The following is a 17,049-nucleotide window of genomic DNA, read 5'->3' as shown; positions in this document are numbered from 1 at the left end:
TTTCAGACTCCTCGATCCGGTCAGATCGACCAGCCACCATCGATATTGTAGGCCTGCCCGGATGTGTAGGTGGCGCCGGCCAGATAGACGGCCAGATCGGCGATTTCCTCCGGCGTGCCGAGCCGGCCCATCGGCTGGCGCGCGATGAAGGCGGCGCGCGCGGCTTCATAATCGCCCTGCGCGTGCATGCGATCCTGCAGCGACGGGCTCTCGACCGTACCGGGGCAGATGGCGTTGCAGCGTATGCCCTTGCCGACATAGTCGGCCGCGACTGCCTTGGTCAGGCCGATCACCGCAGCCTTGGTGACACCATAGGCGAAACGGTTCGGCACGCCCTTCTGCGAACTCGCCAGCGAGGCCATGTTGATGATCGACCCGTCTGCGCGCTCCAGCATGCCGGGCAGCACGGCGCGGATGGTGCGGATCATGGCGCGAACGTTGAGGTTGAGAGCGAAATCGAGATCGCTGTCCTTCATCTCCAGGATCGAGCCGGAGTGGACGAAACCGGCGCAGTTGAACAGCACGTCGACGCGGCCGATCCCGGCGAAGGCGGTGTTGACCGCCTCGTCATTGAGCACGTCGACCTTGCGTGTCTTGATCCCGGCAGTCTTGGCGAGTTCCGCCAGCAGCGTTTCGTTGATGTCGGTGGCATGGACGGTAGCTCCTGCCTTGGCGAAGGCGAGCGCGCTTGCCTTGCCGATGCCTTGCGCCGCTGCCGTGATGACGACGACCTTGCCTGCCAGATCCGCCATGCTGTTCTCCTCCTGGGTTAACTGCCTTTATCGGCGGCCTGCGAAGGCGTCATGTGCCAGTCACAGGCCATGATGTGGCCTGCTCTGTCAGTTCACAGATAAAGATGTTTTTTCTCGTTAAAGAACATAAGCCCGAGCGTCAAGCCCGAACCCGATCTCCATCGTGACAGCATGGAACGTCAGTCGCCGTAGGGCACCCAGACGTTCTTCACCTCGACGGCGCGGCGCAGCAAAACATCGCCAGCGGCTTCTTCCGAGGCCCAGTCGAGGCTACGGCCATTGCCGCTCCAGATACGTTTGAGGTTGCCGACGGACTCGACCTCCGCCTTGGCGCAGGTGTCGGCATCGGCGAACAGCCAGAGCCCATCGACATCGTCATGCTTGGCCAGCACGCCGGCAAGTTCGGCCGTGCGTCCGGTGACGATGTTGATGGCGCCGGCAGGCACGTCGGAATATTCGATGACCTGATACAAGTCGGTGGCGAGCAGCGGATAGCGCTCCGAAGGCACCGCGACCACCGTGTTGCCCATCGCCAGCGCCGGCGCGACCAGCGAGATAAACCCGAGTAGCGGCTGACTGTCGGGCGCGACGATGCCGACGACGCCAACCGGCTCATGCAAGGCCAGCGTCACCGCCCGTGCCGGCGGCTGGTGCACGCGCCCCTCGAACTTGTCGGCAAGTCCGGCATAGAGAAACAACCGCTCGATCGACTGGTCGACCTCGTCGCGTGCCGCCTTGGCGGTCGCGCCCGTGAGCTGGACGAGACGGGCGGCGAACTCCTCCGCCCGGCCGGAGAGGTTTTCCGCCAGATAGTAGAGCACCTGTGAGCGGTTGTAGGCGGTCGCCTCCGGCCAGCTCTTGCAGGCCCGCGCCGCGGAGACGGCATCGCGTATATCCTTGCGGTTGCCCAAGCCGACTTCGCCGGCAAGCTTGCCCTTGGCGGTGACAACCGCCAGCGAGTAGTTGCCATCGGGCCGAACCTGTTTGCCGCCGATGAACAGTTTTGCCGTCCGGTCGATTGCTGCGCCATCGGCCTGTTCAACGGGTTGTGCCGAGACTGTCGCCGGCTTGATGACCAGGCCGAGCGGCAGCTTTGCCGTGAGATATTCGAACATGCCTTCGCGCCCGCCCTCGCGGCCGAAACCGCTCTCGCGATAGCCGCCGAAGCCGCAGGCGGCGTCGAACATATTGGTGCCGTTGACCCAGATCACGCCGGCCTTCAATTGCGGTGCGACGTGCAAAGCGAGGTTGACGTTTTCGCTCCACACCGAAGCGGCAAGGCCATAGCGGGTGTTGTTGGCGAGCTCGATTGCTTCCTCGGTGTTGCGGAACGTCATGGCCGCTAGAACGGGGCCGAACACTTCTTCCTGGGCGAGAACATTAGCCGGCGAAACGCCGGTAGCGAGGGTCGGCAGATGGTAATAGCCGGATGAGGGCAGCGCCGCATCCGGCTGCCAGCAGACCGCCCCCTGTTTTGCGCCCTCGGCGACCAGGCCCTTGACGCGATCGAGCTGCGTCAGATCGACCAGCGGGCCGATATCGGTGTTCTTGTCGAGCGGGCTGCCGACGCGCAACCGGCTCATTCGCATCTTGACCTTGGCAATCAGCGCCTCGGCGATGCCTTCCTGCACCAGCAGCCGCGAACCGGCGCAGCAGACCTGTCCCTGGTTGAACCAGATGCCGTCGACCAGACCTTCGACGGCGCTGTCGAGATCAGCGTCCTCGAACACGATGAAGGCCGACTTGCCGCCAAGCTCCAGCGACAGCTTCTTGCCCGAGCCGGCGGTAGCCTTGCGGATGATCTTGCCGACTTCGGAAGACCCGGTGAAGGCGATCTTCTGGATGCCGGGATGGTTGACGATGGCCGCACCCGCTTCCGGGCCGCCCTGCACGATGTTGACGACGCCTTTCGGCACGCCGGCGCGTTCGCAGATTTCGGCGAACAGGATGGCTGTCAGCGGCGTGAATTCGGCCGGCTTCAGCACCACCGTGCAGCCGGCGGCAAGTGCCGGCGCGATCTTCCAGGCCAGCATCAAGAGCGGAAAGTTCCACGGGATGATCTGGCCGACGACGCCGACGCCCTTCTGGCCGGGGAAATCCCTGTCCAGCGCCTGCGCCCAGCCGGCATGATGGATGAAGTGGCGGATCGCCAGCGGCACGTCGATGTCGCGGCTCTCGCGGATCGGCTTGCCATTGTCGATCGTCTCAAGCACCGCGAACAGGCGTTGGTGGCGCTGCATGGCGCGGCCGATGGCATAGAGCACTTTGGCCCTGGTATAGCCCGAGGATGCCGACCATTTCGGCAGCGCTTTCGCGGCCGCCGCGACCGCCGCGTCGATGTCGGCGGCTCCGGCATCCGAGACCTTGGCCAGCAGCTTGCCGGAAGAAGGCTCGCTGGTCTCGAAGGTCTTGCCGCTGCCAGCCGCCTTCCAGGTGCCGTCGATGAACAGTGCCTTGGAAAAATCGCGCGCGGCAAGCCAGGCGTCGGCCTCGTTGCGGGCTTCCGGCGCCGGACCGTATTCCATAGCGTGATAGCGTTCGAGAATGTTCATGGGGCCCTCCAGATAATTGCCTCGGCAAGCGCTCTGTCGCGCCCCCCTCTGTCCTGCCGGACATCTCCCCCACAAGGGGGGAGATTGGCAGTTTCAGCGTGTCGCTGCCCTTGCGACGTTGAAAATGGACGAAAACAAGGAAGCGCGTGATCTCCCCCCGTGTGGGGGAGATGTCCGGTAGGACAGAGGGGGGCGCCGTAGGGCTCCACGTTCGAGCCCTGACTCAAGCCATCGCGTGGCGGTGATTGGCCGAATAGTGCCCGGTCAGGTGATGCTCGAGCTGCCGCTCGATGTCTGTCAGCAGGCTCGAGGCGCCGAAGCGGAACAGCTCCGGTTCCAGCCATGGCCGGCCGAGTTCTTCCTTCATCAGCACCAGCCAGTCGAGCGACACCTTGGCGGTAGAAATGCCGCCGGCCGGCTTGAAGCCGATGAGATAGCCGGTCTCCTCGAAATAGGCCCTGATGGCGCGCACCATGGCAAGGCCGACGGGCAGCGTGGCGTTGACGCTTTCCTTGCCGGTCGAGGTCTTGATGAAATCGGCGCCCGCCATCATTGCCACCATAGAGGCCAGCATCACATTGCGCAGCGTGGCGAGGTCGCCGGTGCCGAGAATGACCTTCAGATGCGCATCACCGCAGGCAGCGCGCATCGAGACGATCTCGTTGTAGAGCTCGCGCCATTTGGCCCCGAACACCAGGCCGCGCGGGATGACGACGTCGATCTCGTCGGCGCCGTCGCGCACCGAGGCCTCGATCTCCTGGAGGCGGGTCGACAGTGGCGCAAGACCATGCGGGAAGGCGGTGGAGACGGCGGCGACATGGATGCCGGTGCCGCGCACGGCGTCGACCGCGATGGCGACGAACGGATGATAGACGCAGACGGCGGCCGGGCGGATGGGTTCGCCCGCAATGCCCAGGCCCTCAGCGATGTCGCGGCGCAGCGGATTGATCGCTTTGGCGCAAAGCCGGCGCACGCGCTCTTCCGTGTCGTTCGAGTTGAGCGTCGTCAGGTCCATGCAGGCTATCGCCCGCAGCAGCCAGGCCGCCTGGTTGTCGGCCTTGATCGAGCGCCGCTTGGTCAGGCTGGCGACGCGCCGTTCCAGCGCCGAGCGGTTGACGCTGCGCACCGACTCCAGAAAGCCGAGGTCGAGCTTCATGCCGGGATTGCGCGCGATGCGATGATCCAGCGGGAGGGCGGTGTTGGCGGCGGCGCGCGCCGGCAGCGGCATCACCTTGGCCTCGGCCTCGCGGATTGTGCTGCTCATCTCCTGCCCTTTCACTCAGCTTGTGTCTTGGTGTGTATCGTCTTCCCAAACCGCTCGGCACTTTTGGGCGACACGCACGAAGATAGCCCGCGAAGCCGCGCTTCACGAGTCCTCAAGCGAGGATAGCTGAAAAAGGCCGCGAAAGCAGCTAATTTTTGACCAGAAGGTCAAAAGCTCGATTGCCGGAGAAGAGCAGGCCTCAGCCGACGAAGGCGCGCTCGACGACAAAAGTCGAGGGATGGCTGAGCGAGCCTTCCTGGAAACCGAGGCTCTCGGCCATTTCCTTGACGTCCTTCAGCATATGCATCGAGCCGCAGATCATGATGCGGTCGGTCTCGGGATTGAGCTTCTCAATGCCGAGATCGCTGTAGAATTTGCCGGAGCCGATCAGCGCGGTGATGCGACCCATGCGCGCCGACTCCTCGCGGGTCGTGGAGTTGTAAAGCGTGACACGGCCGCCGGTCAGTTCGCCGATCAGCGGGTCGCTTTCGAGCGTCGCCACCAGTTCCTGGCCATAGGTCAGCTCGGCATTGTCACGGCAGGTGTGGGTCAGGACCAGCTGCTCGAATTTTTCATAAGTGTCAGGGTCACGCAGCAGGCTGGCGAAGGGCGCGATGCCGGTGCCGGTGGAGATCATGAACAGCCGCTTGGCCGGCGTCAGCGCGTCGACCACCAGCGTGCCGGTCGACTTCTGGCGCATGATGACGGTGTCGCCGACCTGGATCTTTTGCAACTCCGAGGTCAGGGGGCCGTCCGGTACCTTGATGGAAAAGAATTCCAGCTCTTCGTCCCAGGCCGGGCTGGCCACCGAATAGGCGCGGAACACCGGCTTCTCGGCATTGGGCAGGCCGATCATGACGAATTCGCCGGAACGGAAGCGCAGCGACTGCGGACGGGTGATGCGGAACGAGAACAGCCGGTCGGTGTAGTGCTTCACCGAGACCACGGTTTCGGCATAGACATTGGCTGGAATCGGAAATTGCAGCGGGCGGGCGCCGGCGGTGTTGAACGCGGATGTGGTGTTCATCAAATCCAACCTTCTGGCCCAACTCACGAACGCGGGCGCCAAACCTTATTCCTGCGCGCCCGGACCGTTCAGGTTCCGGCGTGCTGCTCGCACACTCCAAAGCGGTAAGCTCTTGTGTCCGTAATTTATTAGTATACAAACGATATTTGCGTCAAGATGCCGCCGTAAAACACCTTTCCAAACTGTGACATATCCGTAGTCCCAGCATTTCGGGTTTCGACAATGAAAGAGAATTTTTCGGTGCAGCCGCCGGATTCCCTGGGCAGTGTTGTCGCCGGCATCGACGTCGGCGGAACCTTCACCGATCTGCTTCTGATTGATGGCAAGGATGGCGGGCGGGTACATATCGCCAAGACGCCCACGACCATCGACAACCAAGCCTTCGGCGTCGTTTCGGCGCTCGATACCACCGGCTTTCCGATCGACGGCATCGATCTTATCGTGCATGGCACGACGACAACCACCAACGCGGTGCTCGAACGCCGGCTGGCGAAGACCGGCATGATCACCACGCGCGGCTTTCGCGACGTGATCGAGCTCGGCCGGCGCACGCGGCCGCAGCCCTATGGCATGACCGGCACCTTTGTTCCGGTCATCCCGCGCAACCTGCGGCTCGAAGTGTCCGAGCGCGTCGAGGCGTCGGGAGCGGTACGCATGCCACTCGACGAAGCCGAAATGCGCGAGGCGGTGAAGGCGCTGATCGATGCCGGCTGCGAATCCCTGGTCATCCACTTCCTGCATTCCTACGCTAACCCTTCGCACGAGCGGCGCGCCGCCGAGATCGCCGCCGAACTCTGGCCGAACGACTACATCACCGCGGGTCATGCGCTGCTGTCGGAAGCGCGCGAATTCGAGCGCGGCGTCACCGCCTCGGTCAACGCTTCGGTGCAGCCGATCCTCGAGCGCTATGTCGAGCGGCTGCGCAAGGAACTCGCCGACAAAGGCTACGCCCGCGACTTCCTGATCATGAACGGCAATGGCGGTATGATCTCGGCCCGCTTCGTCACACGTGAATCGGCCAAGACCGTGATGTCCGGCCCGGCCTCGGGCGTCATCGCCGCCGCCTACACGGGCAAGCGCGCCGGCTTCGAAAACCTCGTCACCTACGACATGGGCGGCACCTCGACCGACGTGGCGCTGATCCGCAACGCCGAACCGGCGGTTTCGAACGAGATCGAGATCGAATACGCCATGCCCATCCATGTGCCGATGGTGGCGGTGCACACGGTCGGCGCCGGCGGCGGCTCGATCGCGCGCGTCGACGCGGCAGGCCTGATCCAGATCGGCCCGGAAAGTGCCGGCGCCAATCCCGGCCCGATCTGCTACGGCCGCGGCGGCCTGGAGCCGACCATCACCGACGCCAATCTGGTGCTCGGCAGGCTGGCGCCGAAGAAGCTGCTTTCCGTCGACAATCCGGTCACATCAGAGCGTGTCACCGGCATTTTTGCCGACAGGATCGGCAGGGCGACGGGCTTGTCCGGCGTCGAAGCAGCCGGCGCGGTGCTCAGGCTCGGCAACATGAAGATGGCCGGCGCCATCCGCATGGTGTCGGTGTCGCGCGGTCACGATCCGCGCGATTTCGCGCTGTTCGCCTTCGGCGGCGCCGGCCCGCTGCACGCCACCGCTCTGGCGCGCGAACTTGGACTGCCCCGGGTGCTGGTGCCGGCACGGCCCGGCATCACCAATGCGCTCGGCTGCGTCGTCGCCGATCTGCGCCATGATTTCGTCAACACCATCAACCGGCCGGTAGGCGTTCTTGATGAAAGCCAGCTCCATCGGGTTTTGGAACGGCATCGAAACGAAGGCGAGGAGCTGATCGCCAAGGAGGCGGTGAAACCGCAGACCATCCGCGTCACCCATTCCGCCGACATGCAGTTCGTCGGCCAGACCCACATCATCAACGTGCCGCTGCCGTCCTCGTCGGTGACCCGGCAGGAGCTGCAGGCGCTGTTCGAAAAGGCCTATTTCGCGCGCTTCAAGGTCGAGCTGCCGGAAATCCGCGCCAATCTGGTCAACTTGAACACCTCGGTGACGGGTTCCAGGCCGGCGATCGATCTGTCGCGGCTGATCGACCCCGCCGGGCGGGCAAAGACGCTCGACGAGGCCCGGCGCGAGATCCGGCCGGTCTGGTACAGCGGGCGCTGGCATGACACGCCCGTATACGCACGCGAAGAACTGCCGCTCGATGTGATCATCGAAGGGCCCGCGATCCTCGAACAGATGGACGCTACCACGGTGCTCGAACCCGGCGACCGTGCCCGCTCGGACGCCGACGGCAACATCATCATCGACATTGGCGAGGCCTGAGATGCAAAAGCTCGACGCCATCACGCTCTCGGTTCTTCAGGCAGCCCTGCAGCAGGTCTGCGATGAGATGGACCTGACCTTTTCCCGCGCCGCCTTCTCACCTGTCATCGCCGAGGCCAATGACCGCTCCGACGGCATCTATTCGGCCGTCGACGGCTCGCTGATCGCGCAAGGCAGCCAGGGCCTGCCGGTATTCGTCGGCGTCATGCAATATTCGACCAGGACGGTGATCGAGATGATCGCCGACGGCCGCTGCCTGGCCCCGGAGCCGGGCGATATCTACATCGTCAACGACCCGTATCTCGGCGGCACGCATCTGATGGACGTGCGCTTCGTCATGCCGGTCTACCGGGACGGCAAGATTTTCTGCTGGCTGTCCAACACCGGTCATTGGCCCGACATTGGCGGTTCGGTCCCCGGCGGCTTCTCGGCTTCGGCGACGGCGGTCGAGCAGGAAGGCTTGCGGCTGCCGCCGGTCAAACTGTTCAAGAAAGGCGTACTCGACCCGGAGATCTACGCCATCATCTGTTCGAACATCCGCGTCGCCGACCAGCGCATCGGCGACATCAGGGCGCAGGCTGCCGCATTGCTGATCGGCCAGGATCGGCTCAATGGAATTCTGGATCGTTACGGAGACGAAACTGTTGTCGAGGCGATCGCAGAACTGCGCCGCCGCGCCGCCGAGCAGATGCGCGCCAACATAGCGGCCATTCCCGACGGGACCTACCGCTCGAAGGCCTTCGTCGATTCCGACGGCGTGGTCAACGAGCCGCTGACCATCGCGCTCGCCGTCGAGAAGAAGGGCGACACCCTGACTTTCGATTTCGCCGGCTCGTCAAAACCCTGCGCCGGGCCGATGAACAGCGTGCTGGCGACCACCTTGTCCTCGGTTTATCTCGCCATGCGCCATATCTTCCCCGATGTGCCGATCAGCGCCGGCGCCTTCGAGCCGCTCGAGGTCAAGCGGCCGGAGGGTACCTTCCTGGATGCCAGATATCCCCGCCCGGTCTCGGGCTGCGCCGCGGAAGTGTCGCAGCGCATCGCCGAGGCGGTGTTCGCGGCCATGGTGCAGGCGCTGCCCGACAAGGTGACGGCGGCCCCCGCCGGCTCCAGCGGCAATTTCGCGCTCGGCGGCAACGATCCGGCGCGCGGCCGCGACTATGTCATGTACCAGATCTCCGGCGGCGGCTATGGCGGCAATGCCGGCCATGACGGGCTGACCAATGGCTGCTCGACCATCGGCATCTCCAAGTCGCCGCCGGTCGAGATCATGGAGCAGGCCTTTCCGGTGCTTTACCGTCACTATGCGTTGCGCGAGGGCTCGGGCGGCGCCGGCAAACATCGCGGCGGCTTTGGCCTTGCCTACGAGGTCGAGATCCTGCGTGGAGAAGCCCGCGCATCCTTCGTCATGGATCATGGCCGCTTCGGCCCGCAAGGCGCGCTCGGCGGCCGGGATGGCGCGGTCAACACCGTCACGGTCTTCCGAAATGGCGAAGAGCATGTGCCGCCACATTTGTCCAAGGAGCAGGATATCGCCTTGAAGGCCGGTGATCGCGTCCGCGTCGGTACGCCGGGTGGTGGCGGCTACGGCAATGCGCGTGAGCGCGATCCGGAACTGGTGGCTCAGGACGTCAGGCTTGGTTATTATACGGCCGAGCAGGCCAGGGATCTTTTCGGCGCCGCATGAACTCGCTGGCACCTTGCTCGCCCCGGAGGAGTAAGGCCGCGGCGTGGTCCGGCTTGCTCGGAAATCGTTTTGGCCTCTCCTGCGGGTCCATGATATGATTTGTGAATGAAGTATCTTAATTCAAGAACCGGCCGCTCAGCCAAGACCGGTCATTTCGTGCTGACGAGAGCGCATGGCGAGAAAATCAGCGCTGTCGAAGGTATGAAGTTGTCGTCCCGCATGGCGAAAATACTCAACCATAGTGTGCGGCAAGGGTTGTCCGGTGACGAGCGGCGCTCGCTGATCAAAGAAGAAATCCGCAAAAAGAAATAGGCCTTTGGTCTACGCTGCCGAGTTCGATCCACTCTGCTACCCCGGCACGACCGTGCTTATGAATCTGCTTGATATCCGCGAGCAGGCAGAGCTCGATGAGGTCGAGCTCGCCTTGTTCCTGACTCGCGCGGACGAGCCCCTTCCGGCAGGCGAACTCGACTACCGTCACTATCTCCACCTGCATCGGCACCTGTTCCAAGACGTGTATGCTTGGGCCGGTCAGCCGCGCACCATCCGGATCGGCAAGGGTGGCAGCTGGTTTTGCTATCCCGAGCACATCGCCAGCGAGATGGTTCGGGTGTTCCGTGAACTTGGCGACCCCGACTCCTTGGCAGACCTAGACAGCCTCGGCTTTGCGAGGCACGTGGCCCACGTCATTGCGGAGATCAATGCCGTTCATCCCTTTCGCGAAGGCAACGGCCGTACCCAACTCACCTTCCTTGCGATGCTTGCTGAACATGCGGGCTTCACATTCAACGCCGATATCCTGGAGCGAGATCGCGTTATTCAGGCGATGATTGACAGCTTCGGTGGTTCCGAGGCGCCGCTTCAAACGCTTATCGAAGACATCATCGCGTAGCTCAGCCGCTCACCCCCTCCGGTCCAGCTTCGCCGCCAGCCGGTCGCCCACCCACTGGATGCCGCAGACCAGGATGATCAGCACGATCACCACGGCGATCATCACTGACGTCTCGAACCGCTGGTAGCCGTAGCGGATGGCGAGGTCTCCGAGGCCGCCGGCGCCGATCGCGCCGGCCATGGCGGAGGCGCCGACCAGCGTCACCAGCGTCACGGTGAAGCCCGCGACGATGCCTGGCAGCGCTTCCGGCACCAGCACCTCGCGGATGATCGTCCAGCGGTTGCCGCCCATGGCGCGCGCCGCCTCGATCAGGCCATGGTCGACCTCGCGCAGCGACACTTCGGCGATGCGCGCGTAGTAGGGCGTGGCGGCGATCGACAGCGGCACGATCGCCGCCCAGGTGCCGATCGAGGTACCGACGATCAGCCGCGTCACCGGGATCAGCGCCACCAAAAGGATGATGAACGGCACCGACCGGAAGCCGTTGATGACTGCGCCGAGCACGCGGTTGACCCACAGGCTTTCGGCGATGCCGCCGCGTTCGGTGGCGATCAAGGCGAGACCAAGCGGCAGGCCGAAAACCAGCGAGATGAGGCCGGAAGCGGCCGTCATCAGCACCGTCTCCCAGATCGACCGCAGCAGAAGCTCAAACAGGATCGGCGACATGGCCAAGCACCTCCACCCGCGCCTGGCGCGATTTCAGGAATGCGATCACTCGCGCGAGATGGCTTGCATCGCTGCCGGGGACAGACAGGAACAGTGTGCCCACCGGCTGCTGCTGGATATGGTCGATGCCGCCATGGACGAGGCGGAACGTGCCAGGCACCGTCGCCGTGAGATCGGACAGCAATGGGCTGCGCGCGGTCTCGCCGGCCACATCCACGCGCAGGATCGTCTCCGCGCCGGTCGCGGGCAGCAGCCGGGCCAAGAGCTCGGCCGGCAGTTGCGGCCGGATGGCGCCAAGCAGGCTTTTCGTGATCGGCGACCGCGGCTCGGCAAACACCGACCAGACCGGGCCTTGCTCGACGAAGCGCCCGGCGTCGATCACCGCCACGCGGTCGCCGATCGAGCGGATCACCTCCATCTCATGGGTGATCAAAAGGATGGTCAGGCCAAGCTGCCGGTTGATGTCCCTCAGCAAGGCGAGGATGGACCGCGTCGTCTCCGGGTCAAGCGCGGAGGTGGCTTCATCCGACAACAGCAGCGCCGGCCGCGCGGCCAGCGCCCTGGCGATGCCGACGCGCTGCTTCTGCCCACCCGACAGCGATGCCGGATACCCCTTTGCCTTCTCCGACAGGCCGACCAGTTCAAGCAGTTCGGCGGCGCGGCGCAGCCGCTCCGCCTTCGGGCGGCCCTCGATCTTTAGCGGCAGCGCCACATTGTCCTCGACGGTCTTGGCCGACAAAAGGTTGAAATGCTGGAAGATCATGCCGATGCGCCGCCGCAGCGGCTGCAGGTCGCGCTCGCCGAGCCGGCTGATCTCGCGGCCTTCGATGAAGACTTCACCGGAATCCGGCCGCTCCAGTCCGTTCAGGCAGCGGATCAGCGTCGATTTGCCGGCGCCGCTGCGTCCGATGATGCCGAGGATCTCCCCCTTGCGCGCCGTCAGCGAAATGCCGTCGAGCGCCGCCGTCGCGCCGAAGCGGCGCTTCAGGTCAACGAGCCGCACCACGTCCTGGGACGTGTCAGGCTGGCCCTGGATCGGGCCGACGGTGCCCGTTGATGCCGCGAAATGCTGGTTCATGCGTGTTCCTGTTCTCGTCATCCGAAAACGAAAATTGCGGCCCGCGCTCGAGCGCGGGCCGCTATAGCTGTCGAACCGGGCGCCCGGTCCGTTCTCAATAGGCGCTGAGGCCGGTGCCCTTGTAGACCTTGTCGAACTCGGCTTTCACCGCCTCGTTCTGGTAGGAGGCGACCAGCGTCTTCACCCAGGGCTCGTTCTCATTGCCAACCTTGACCGCGATGAAGTTGCGGTAGGGGTTGTCGGCGATAGGCTCCTGCGCGATACGGTTTTCCGGTGTCAGGCCGCTCTTCAGCGCCCAGTCGGTGTTGACCACGGCGGCATCGAGATCCTCGACGGAGCGGCCGACAATGCCGGCGTCAAGCTCCTTGATCTCGACCTTCTTCGGGTTTTCCGCGATGTCGGCGGTGGTGGCGAGAATGCCGGTGCCGTCCTTCAGTTTGATCACGCCTTCGTTCTGCAGCACGCGCAGCGCCCGGCCTTCATTGGAGGGATCGTTCGGCACGCCGATCACCGCGCCCTCGGGCAGGTCGGCGATCTTCGTATATTTCTTGGAGTAGAGGCCGATCGGCCAGACGCCGGTATAGCCGACGCGCACGATGTGGTAGCCCTGTGTCTTGATCTGGTTGTCGAGATAGGGCTGGTGCTGGAAGGCATTGGCGTCGATCTCGCCGCGTTCCAGCGCCTCGTTGGGCTGGGTGTAATCGTTGAACACCACGGTCTCGATGCTGAGGCCCTTTTGCGCCGCCTGGGCGACGACGACGCGCCAGACATCCTCGTCCTCGCCGCTGATGATGCCGACCTTGATCGCCTTCTTGTCCTCGGCGAACGAAGCGCTGGGCGCAATCAGCCCGGCGACCGCGACCGCCGAAGCGAAAAGCAAGGCAAGACCCGCGCGGCGGTTGAAATATGACGAGAGGGAAGACAACAAGGTGTTCCTGAAATCGGACATGATGGAATCTCTGCGGTTGCGAAGTCACAAGCCCGGCGGAACGCCAAGCCTTGTCCAGATCATCAGAAACTCTAGGGATATTATCAAAGAACCGCGTTCCCCGGTTCGCCCGGAAGCCCGGAATATTCTCTCAAAATTTTCTGAACGGCGAGCACGGCAGCCTAGCCGCCGCGCCAAACGGGCCGCAGCGCCGCGGTTGAACTAACGCTTGCACTTTCCCGCTTGACTGCGTGGTGGCACGGAATAGTTTAGGCTGAAAATACCGGCCCTGATCGCCGGGCGGCAAGAATGCCTCGTATGCCTCGCCCTCCGGCGGTGGCTGCGGGGCATTGTTATTTTGGGGATCTGTTTGAAACGGCGTATCGAGATCGGCATCCTCTATTCCCGCTCGGGAAGCTACCAGCTCGTCTCCGATGCGTGCCGGATGGGCGCCATGCGCGCCATCGCCGACATCAATGCCGACCGCGCCTCGGGTATCGAACTGGTGCCCGTCGAGCGTGACCCACAGAGCAATGCCGATCGCTACGCGACGCTGTGCGAGGACATCTTCAGGACCAGCAGCGCCCGCCACGTGGTCGGCTGCGTCACCTCCTGGAGCCGCAAGGAGACCATTCCCGTGCTGGAGAAAGCCGGCGGCATGCTCTGGTACGCCTGCCCCTATGAAGGCTTCGAGGCCAACGAGCACGTCGTCTACATGCACGCTTGTCCAAACCAGCATCTGGTGCCGCTGATGGCCCATGTCGTGCCCCGCTTCGGCGCCAACGGCTTCCTGCTCGGCTCGAACTACATCTGGGGCTGGGAGATGAACCGCGTTGCGCGCGACCTGATCGCGGATGCCGGCGGCAAGGTCTTGGGCGAGCGCTATCTTCGTATCGGCGAGACCGACGTGTCACGGCTGATCGCCGAGATCAGGGCGACGCGGCCGAATTTCGTCCTGAATAATCTTATCGGCACCTCCTCCTACGCCTTCCTGGCGGCTTACCGCGACCTGGGCGCCGAGGAGCCGGCCTTCAGCCCGCAAAACTGCCCGGTCATCTCCTGCAACCTCACCGAGGGCGAACTGCCGGCGATCGGCGAAACCGGCAAGGGGCATTTGTCGGTCGGGCCGTATTTCGCGCCTCGGCCGGCGGCCTTCGCCTCCTCCTTCGAGGCCTCCGCCTATGCCTCCGTGCAAGTGATGGCCGACGTCCTGTCCCGGGATCCCGACGCCGGTCCGGCGGAATTTTCCAAGGCTTTCGCCGAACGGCGCTTCTCCACCCGGCTCGGCCCGATCGCCATCGACGCCCATTCCCAGCACGCGACGCTGCCCGTGATCATTGGCCGGATCGCCGACGGGTTCTTCGAGGTCGTCAGCCGGCAGCACGAGGTCGCGCCGGACCCGTATCTGTCGCGCTATGACCCGGCCAAAACATTCGGCCGGCCGCGCCTGAGGGTGGTGTCGTGACCAGGCCATCGCGCATCCCGAATCTCGGCGGCGCCAGGGCATTCATCCTGCATCGCCCGCACCCGACCGTGCAGGCCATCACCAGGCAATTGTCGGCCATCGGCCTGGTCACTGTGGACTGCTGGCCCGAACTGCCGCCCGAAGCGCTGGCCGCTGATTTCGTGTTTTTCGACGCCGATCTCGGCTTCGACGAGCAATTCCCGTGGAAGGCCGGCGAGGCGCCGATGCCGCTGGTGGCGCTGATCGGTTCGGAGGCGCCCGGCCGCATCGAATGGGCGCTGTCGCACAAGGCCGACGCGCAGCTCCTGAAGCCGGTCGGCACTGCCGGCGTCTATAGCGCGCTGCTGATCGCAAGGCAGAGCTTCGAGGCGCGAAAACATTTAGCCGGCGAGATCGCCACGCTGCGCCAGCGCGTCGCCGAGCGCCAGACCATCGTGCGCGCGGTCGCGGCACTGTCGAAAGGCGCCGACGACGATCGCGCCTATGCGCAGCTGCGCTCGCTGGCGATGAGCTGGCAGATCAGCGTCGAGAATGCGGCGCGCCGCATCGTGGCGATGACGAGTGACGAAATAACGGGTGAGGAAGGCGGCGATGACCAGTCCTATCGCGCCTGACCTCCCGGCGGCCGCACGCATGCCGGTCAAGCCGCGCGCCGGCGTCTGGCGCCGGCTGGTCAAACGCCGCCTGGCGCTGCTCGGCCTGTTCATCGTCGCCATCGTCCTTGCCGGCGCGATCCTCGCGCCATGGCTGACCGGCTATGACCCGAATGAGCAGATGTTCGACGGGCTGACGCTGGAAGGCTCGCCCTTGCCGCCCGACGCAAAATTCTGGCTGGGCACCGACCTGCTCGGTCGTGACCTGTTGACCCGCATCCTCTACGGCGCCCGCACCTCGCTGATCATCGGCATCGCCGCCAACGGCGTGGCGCTGTTGATCGGCACGCTGGTCGGCGTCACGGCGGGTTATTTCCGCGGCTGGATCGGCAGTGCTCTCATGCGCTTCACCGATCTGATGATGGCGTTTCCGGCATTGCTGCTCGCCATTTGTCTCGCGGCCGTGTTCGAGCCAAGTCTTTGGATCGTCGCTCTCGTCATCGCGCTGGTCAACTGGGTGCAGACCGCGCGCGTCATCTACACCGAAACCTCTTCGCTCGCCGAACGCGAGTTCATCGACGCCGAACGCACCATCGGGGCGAGCGCGCCGCGCATCCTGTTTCGCCACATCCTGCCGCATCTCCTGCCCACCATCATCGTCTGGGGCACGCTCGGCATCTCGACCACGGTGCTGCTGGAAGCGACGCTTTCCTTCCTGGGCATCGGCGTGCAGCCGCCGACGGCGTCCTGGGGCAACATCATTTTCGAGAACCAGACCTACTTCCAGGCGGCACCCTGGCTGGTGTTCTTCCCGGGTGCGGCGATCCTGGCGCTGGCGCTGGCCTTCAACCTCATCGGCGACGCGCTGCGCGACATCCTCGATCCGACGCAAAGGGGCCGGGCATGATCGCCTATCTCGGCCGCCGCCTGATCCAGTCGCTGCTCATCCTGCTCGGCGTCTCGCTGATCACCTTCGCGCTGCTTTATTTGCTGCCTGCCGACCCGGTGCGCCAGATCGCCGGCCGCAGCGCCACGCCGCAGACGGTCGAGAACATCCGCCAGCAGCTCGGCCTCGACCAGCCCTTCGTGGTCCAGTACTGGCACTATCTCACGAAGCTCGCCAGCGGCGATCTCGGCCGCTCCTACATCCAACGCTCCGAGGTCACCGAACTGATCGTCTCGCGGCTGCCGGCGAGCCTGCTTCTGATGGTCGGCGCCATCCTGTGCGAATTGCTGATCGGGCTCTCGATGGGCCTGACCGCCGCCGTCAAGCGCGGCACCGTCACCGACCAGACGCTGATGGTCGCCTCCTTCGTCGGCGTCTCGGCGCCGCAATTCGTCGTCGGCCTGCTTTTGCTCTACGTGTTCGCCGTGCGGCTCGGCTGGTTCCCGATCGGCGGCTACGGCACCTGGCGCCATCTGGTACTACCGTCGTTAACCATGGGCATTCTCGGCGCGGGCTGGTACGCGCGCATGATGCGCTCCTCGATGATCGACGTGCTCCGCCAGGATTATGTGCGCACCGCGCGCGCCAAGGGCCTTGCGCGCCGCGCCATCCTGTTCCGCCATGCGCTCCCCAACGCCATCCTGCCGGTCATCGCCATGATCGGCATCGACATCGGCATCTTCATGGGCGGCATCGTGGTGGTCGAAAGCGTGTTCGGCTGGCCAGGCATCGGCCAGCTCGCCTGGCAGGCGATCCAGCGCGTCGACATTCCGATCATCATGGGCGTCACGCTGGTGTCGGCCTTCGCCATCGTGCTCGGTAATCTCTTGGCCGACATCATCGCCCCGTTCATCGATCCCCGCATCAAGCTCAGATGAAACCAGAAAACCAA

General features: G+C 64.5%; 15 protein-coding genes. 8 read left to right on the top strand and 7 right to left on the bottom strand.

The genetic code is table 11. The annotated features are described in order from the left end of the window. Positions 1-20 precede the first annotated feature (20 nt). From FJ986_RS06360 to FJ986_RS06340, 4 genes are all read right to left on the bottom strand, one after another. Positions 21-752, bottom strand: a complete 732-nt coding sequence (locus FJ986_RS06360; RefSeq protein ID WP_140514227.1) for an SDR family oxidoreductase — start codon at positions 750-752, stop codon at positions 21-23. A gap of 179 nt (positions 753-931) precedes the next feature. Further along, positions 932-3,304, bottom strand: coding sequence for an aldehyde dehydrogenase family protein (locus FJ986_RS06355; RefSeq protein WP_140655207.1), 2,373 nt, complete (start codon positions 3,302-3,304; stop codon positions 932-934). Between the two features lie 223 nt (positions 3,305-3,527). Beyond that, the gene (gene deoC / locus FJ986_RS06345) at positions 3,528-4,568 is read right to left on the bottom strand and encodes a deoxyribose-phosphate aldolase (protein WP_140655210.1); all 1,041 of its coding nucleotides are present in this window, start codon (positions 4,566-4,568) and stop codon (positions 3,528-3,530) included. A 199-nt stretch (positions 4,569-4,767) separates the two neighbouring features. Beyond that, the gene (locus FJ986_RS06340) at positions 4,768-5,595 is read right to left on the bottom strand and encodes a ferredoxin--NADP reductase (RefSeq protein WP_140673722.1); all 828 of its coding nucleotides are present in this window, start codon (positions 5,593-5,595) and stop codon (positions 4,768-4,770) included. A 222-nt stretch (positions 5,596-5,817) separates the two neighbouring features. Between FJ986_RS06340 and FJ986_RS06335 the strand changes: the two genes are divergently transcribed. The 4 genes from FJ986_RS06335 to FJ986_RS06320 all read left to right on the top strand — a co-directional run bounded on the left by FJ986_RS06335 (position 5,818) and on the right by FJ986_RS06320 (position 10,481). Then, complete coding sequence (locus tag FJ986_RS06335; RefSeq protein ID WP_140673720.1) at positions 5,818-7,902, top strand: hydantoinase/oxoprolinase family protein; 2,085 nt, start codon at positions 5,818-5,820, stop codon at positions 7,900-7,902. A 1-nt stretch (position 7,903) separates the two neighbouring features. Then, complete coding sequence (locus FJ986_RS06330) at positions 7,904-9,589, top strand: hydantoinase B/oxoprolinase family protein (protein WP_140673718.1); 1,686 nt, start codon at positions 7,904-7,906, stop codon at positions 9,587-9,589. A gap of 105 nt (positions 9,590-9,694) precedes the next feature. Beyond that, complete coding sequence (locus FJ986_RS06325; RefSeq protein ID WP_140491571.1) at positions 9,695-9,901, top strand: hypothetical protein; 207 nt, start codon at positions 9,695-9,697, stop codon at positions 9,899-9,901. Positions 9,902-9,905: 4 nt separating this feature from the next. Continuing rightward, positions 9,906-10,481, top strand: a complete 576-nt coding sequence (locus tag FJ986_RS06320; protein ID WP_246681777.1) for a Fic family protein — start codon at positions 9,906-9,908, stop codon at positions 10,479-10,481. A gap of 9 nt (positions 10,482-10,490) precedes the next feature. On the opposite strand, the gene FJ986_RS06315 is transcribed toward FJ986_RS06320, so the two are convergent. The 3 genes from FJ986_RS06315 to FJ986_RS06305 all read right to left on the bottom strand — a co-directional run bounded on the left by FJ986_RS06315 (position 10,491) and on the right by FJ986_RS06305 (position 13,174). Then, positions 10,491-11,147: a methionine ABC transporter permease gene (locus FJ986_RS06315; RefSeq protein WP_140662489.1), complete on the bottom strand. Its 657-nt coding sequence runs from the start codon at positions 11,145-11,147 to the stop codon at positions 10,491-10,493. Continuing rightward, positions 11,128-12,225, bottom strand: a complete 1,098-nt coding sequence (locus FJ986_RS06310; protein ID WP_140673716.1) for a methionine ABC transporter ATP-binding protein — start codon at positions 12,223-12,225, stop codon at positions 11,128-11,130. Before FJ986_RS06310 ends, FJ986_RS06315 begins: the two co-directional genes overlap by 20 nt. Before the next feature lie 94 nt (positions 12,226-12,319). Then, on the bottom strand, positions 12,320-13,174 hold the full coding sequence (locus FJ986_RS06305) for a MetQ/NlpA family lipoprotein (RefSeq protein WP_140673714.1): 855 nt from the start codon (positions 13,172-13,174) through the stop codon (positions 12,320-12,322). Between the two features lie 349 nt (positions 13,175-13,523). On the opposite strand from FJ986_RS06305, the gene FJ986_RS06300 reads away from it, so the two are divergent. From FJ986_RS06300 to FJ986_RS06285, 4 genes are read left to right on the top strand one after another with little or no spacing between them, the layout of a single operon-like run. Beyond that, positions 13,524-14,618 carry a transporter substrate-binding protein gene (locus tag FJ986_RS06300; RefSeq protein ID WP_140524287.1) on the top strand — a complete coding sequence of 365 codons (1,095 nt, stop codon included), beginning with the start codon at positions 13,524-13,526 and terminating at the stop codon, positions 14,616-14,618. Next, positions 14,615-15,232 carry an ANTAR domain-containing protein gene (locus FJ986_RS06295; RefSeq protein ID WP_140524285.1) on the top strand — a complete coding sequence of 206 codons (618 nt, stop codon included), beginning with the start codon at positions 14,615-14,617 and terminating at the stop codon, positions 15,230-15,232. The genes FJ986_RS06300 and FJ986_RS06295 overlap by 4 nt, the downstream gene beginning before the upstream one ends. Before the next feature lie 19 nt (positions 15,233-15,251). Next, positions 15,252-16,118 (top strand): ABC transporter permease, encoded by an 867-nt coding sequence (locus tag FJ986_RS06290; RefSeq protein ID WP_210241329.1) that lies wholly within the window; start codon positions 15,252-15,254, stop codon positions 16,116-16,118. Then, on the top strand, positions 16,115-17,035 hold the full coding sequence (locus FJ986_RS06285; RefSeq protein WP_140524281.1) for an ABC transporter permease: 921 nt from the start codon (positions 16,115-16,117) through the stop codon (positions 17,033-17,035). Before FJ986_RS06290 ends, FJ986_RS06285 begins: the two co-directional genes overlap by 4 nt. Positions 17,036-17,049: the final 14 nt, after the last annotated feature.

The sequence above is a fragment of the Mesorhizobium sp. B1-1-1 genome, from assembly GCF_006442955.1.
GTDB lineage: Bacteria > Pseudomonadota > Alphaproteobacteria > Rhizobiales > Rhizobiaceae > Mesorhizobium.
This window is presented reverse-complemented; position numbering and strand designations above follow the sequence as displayed.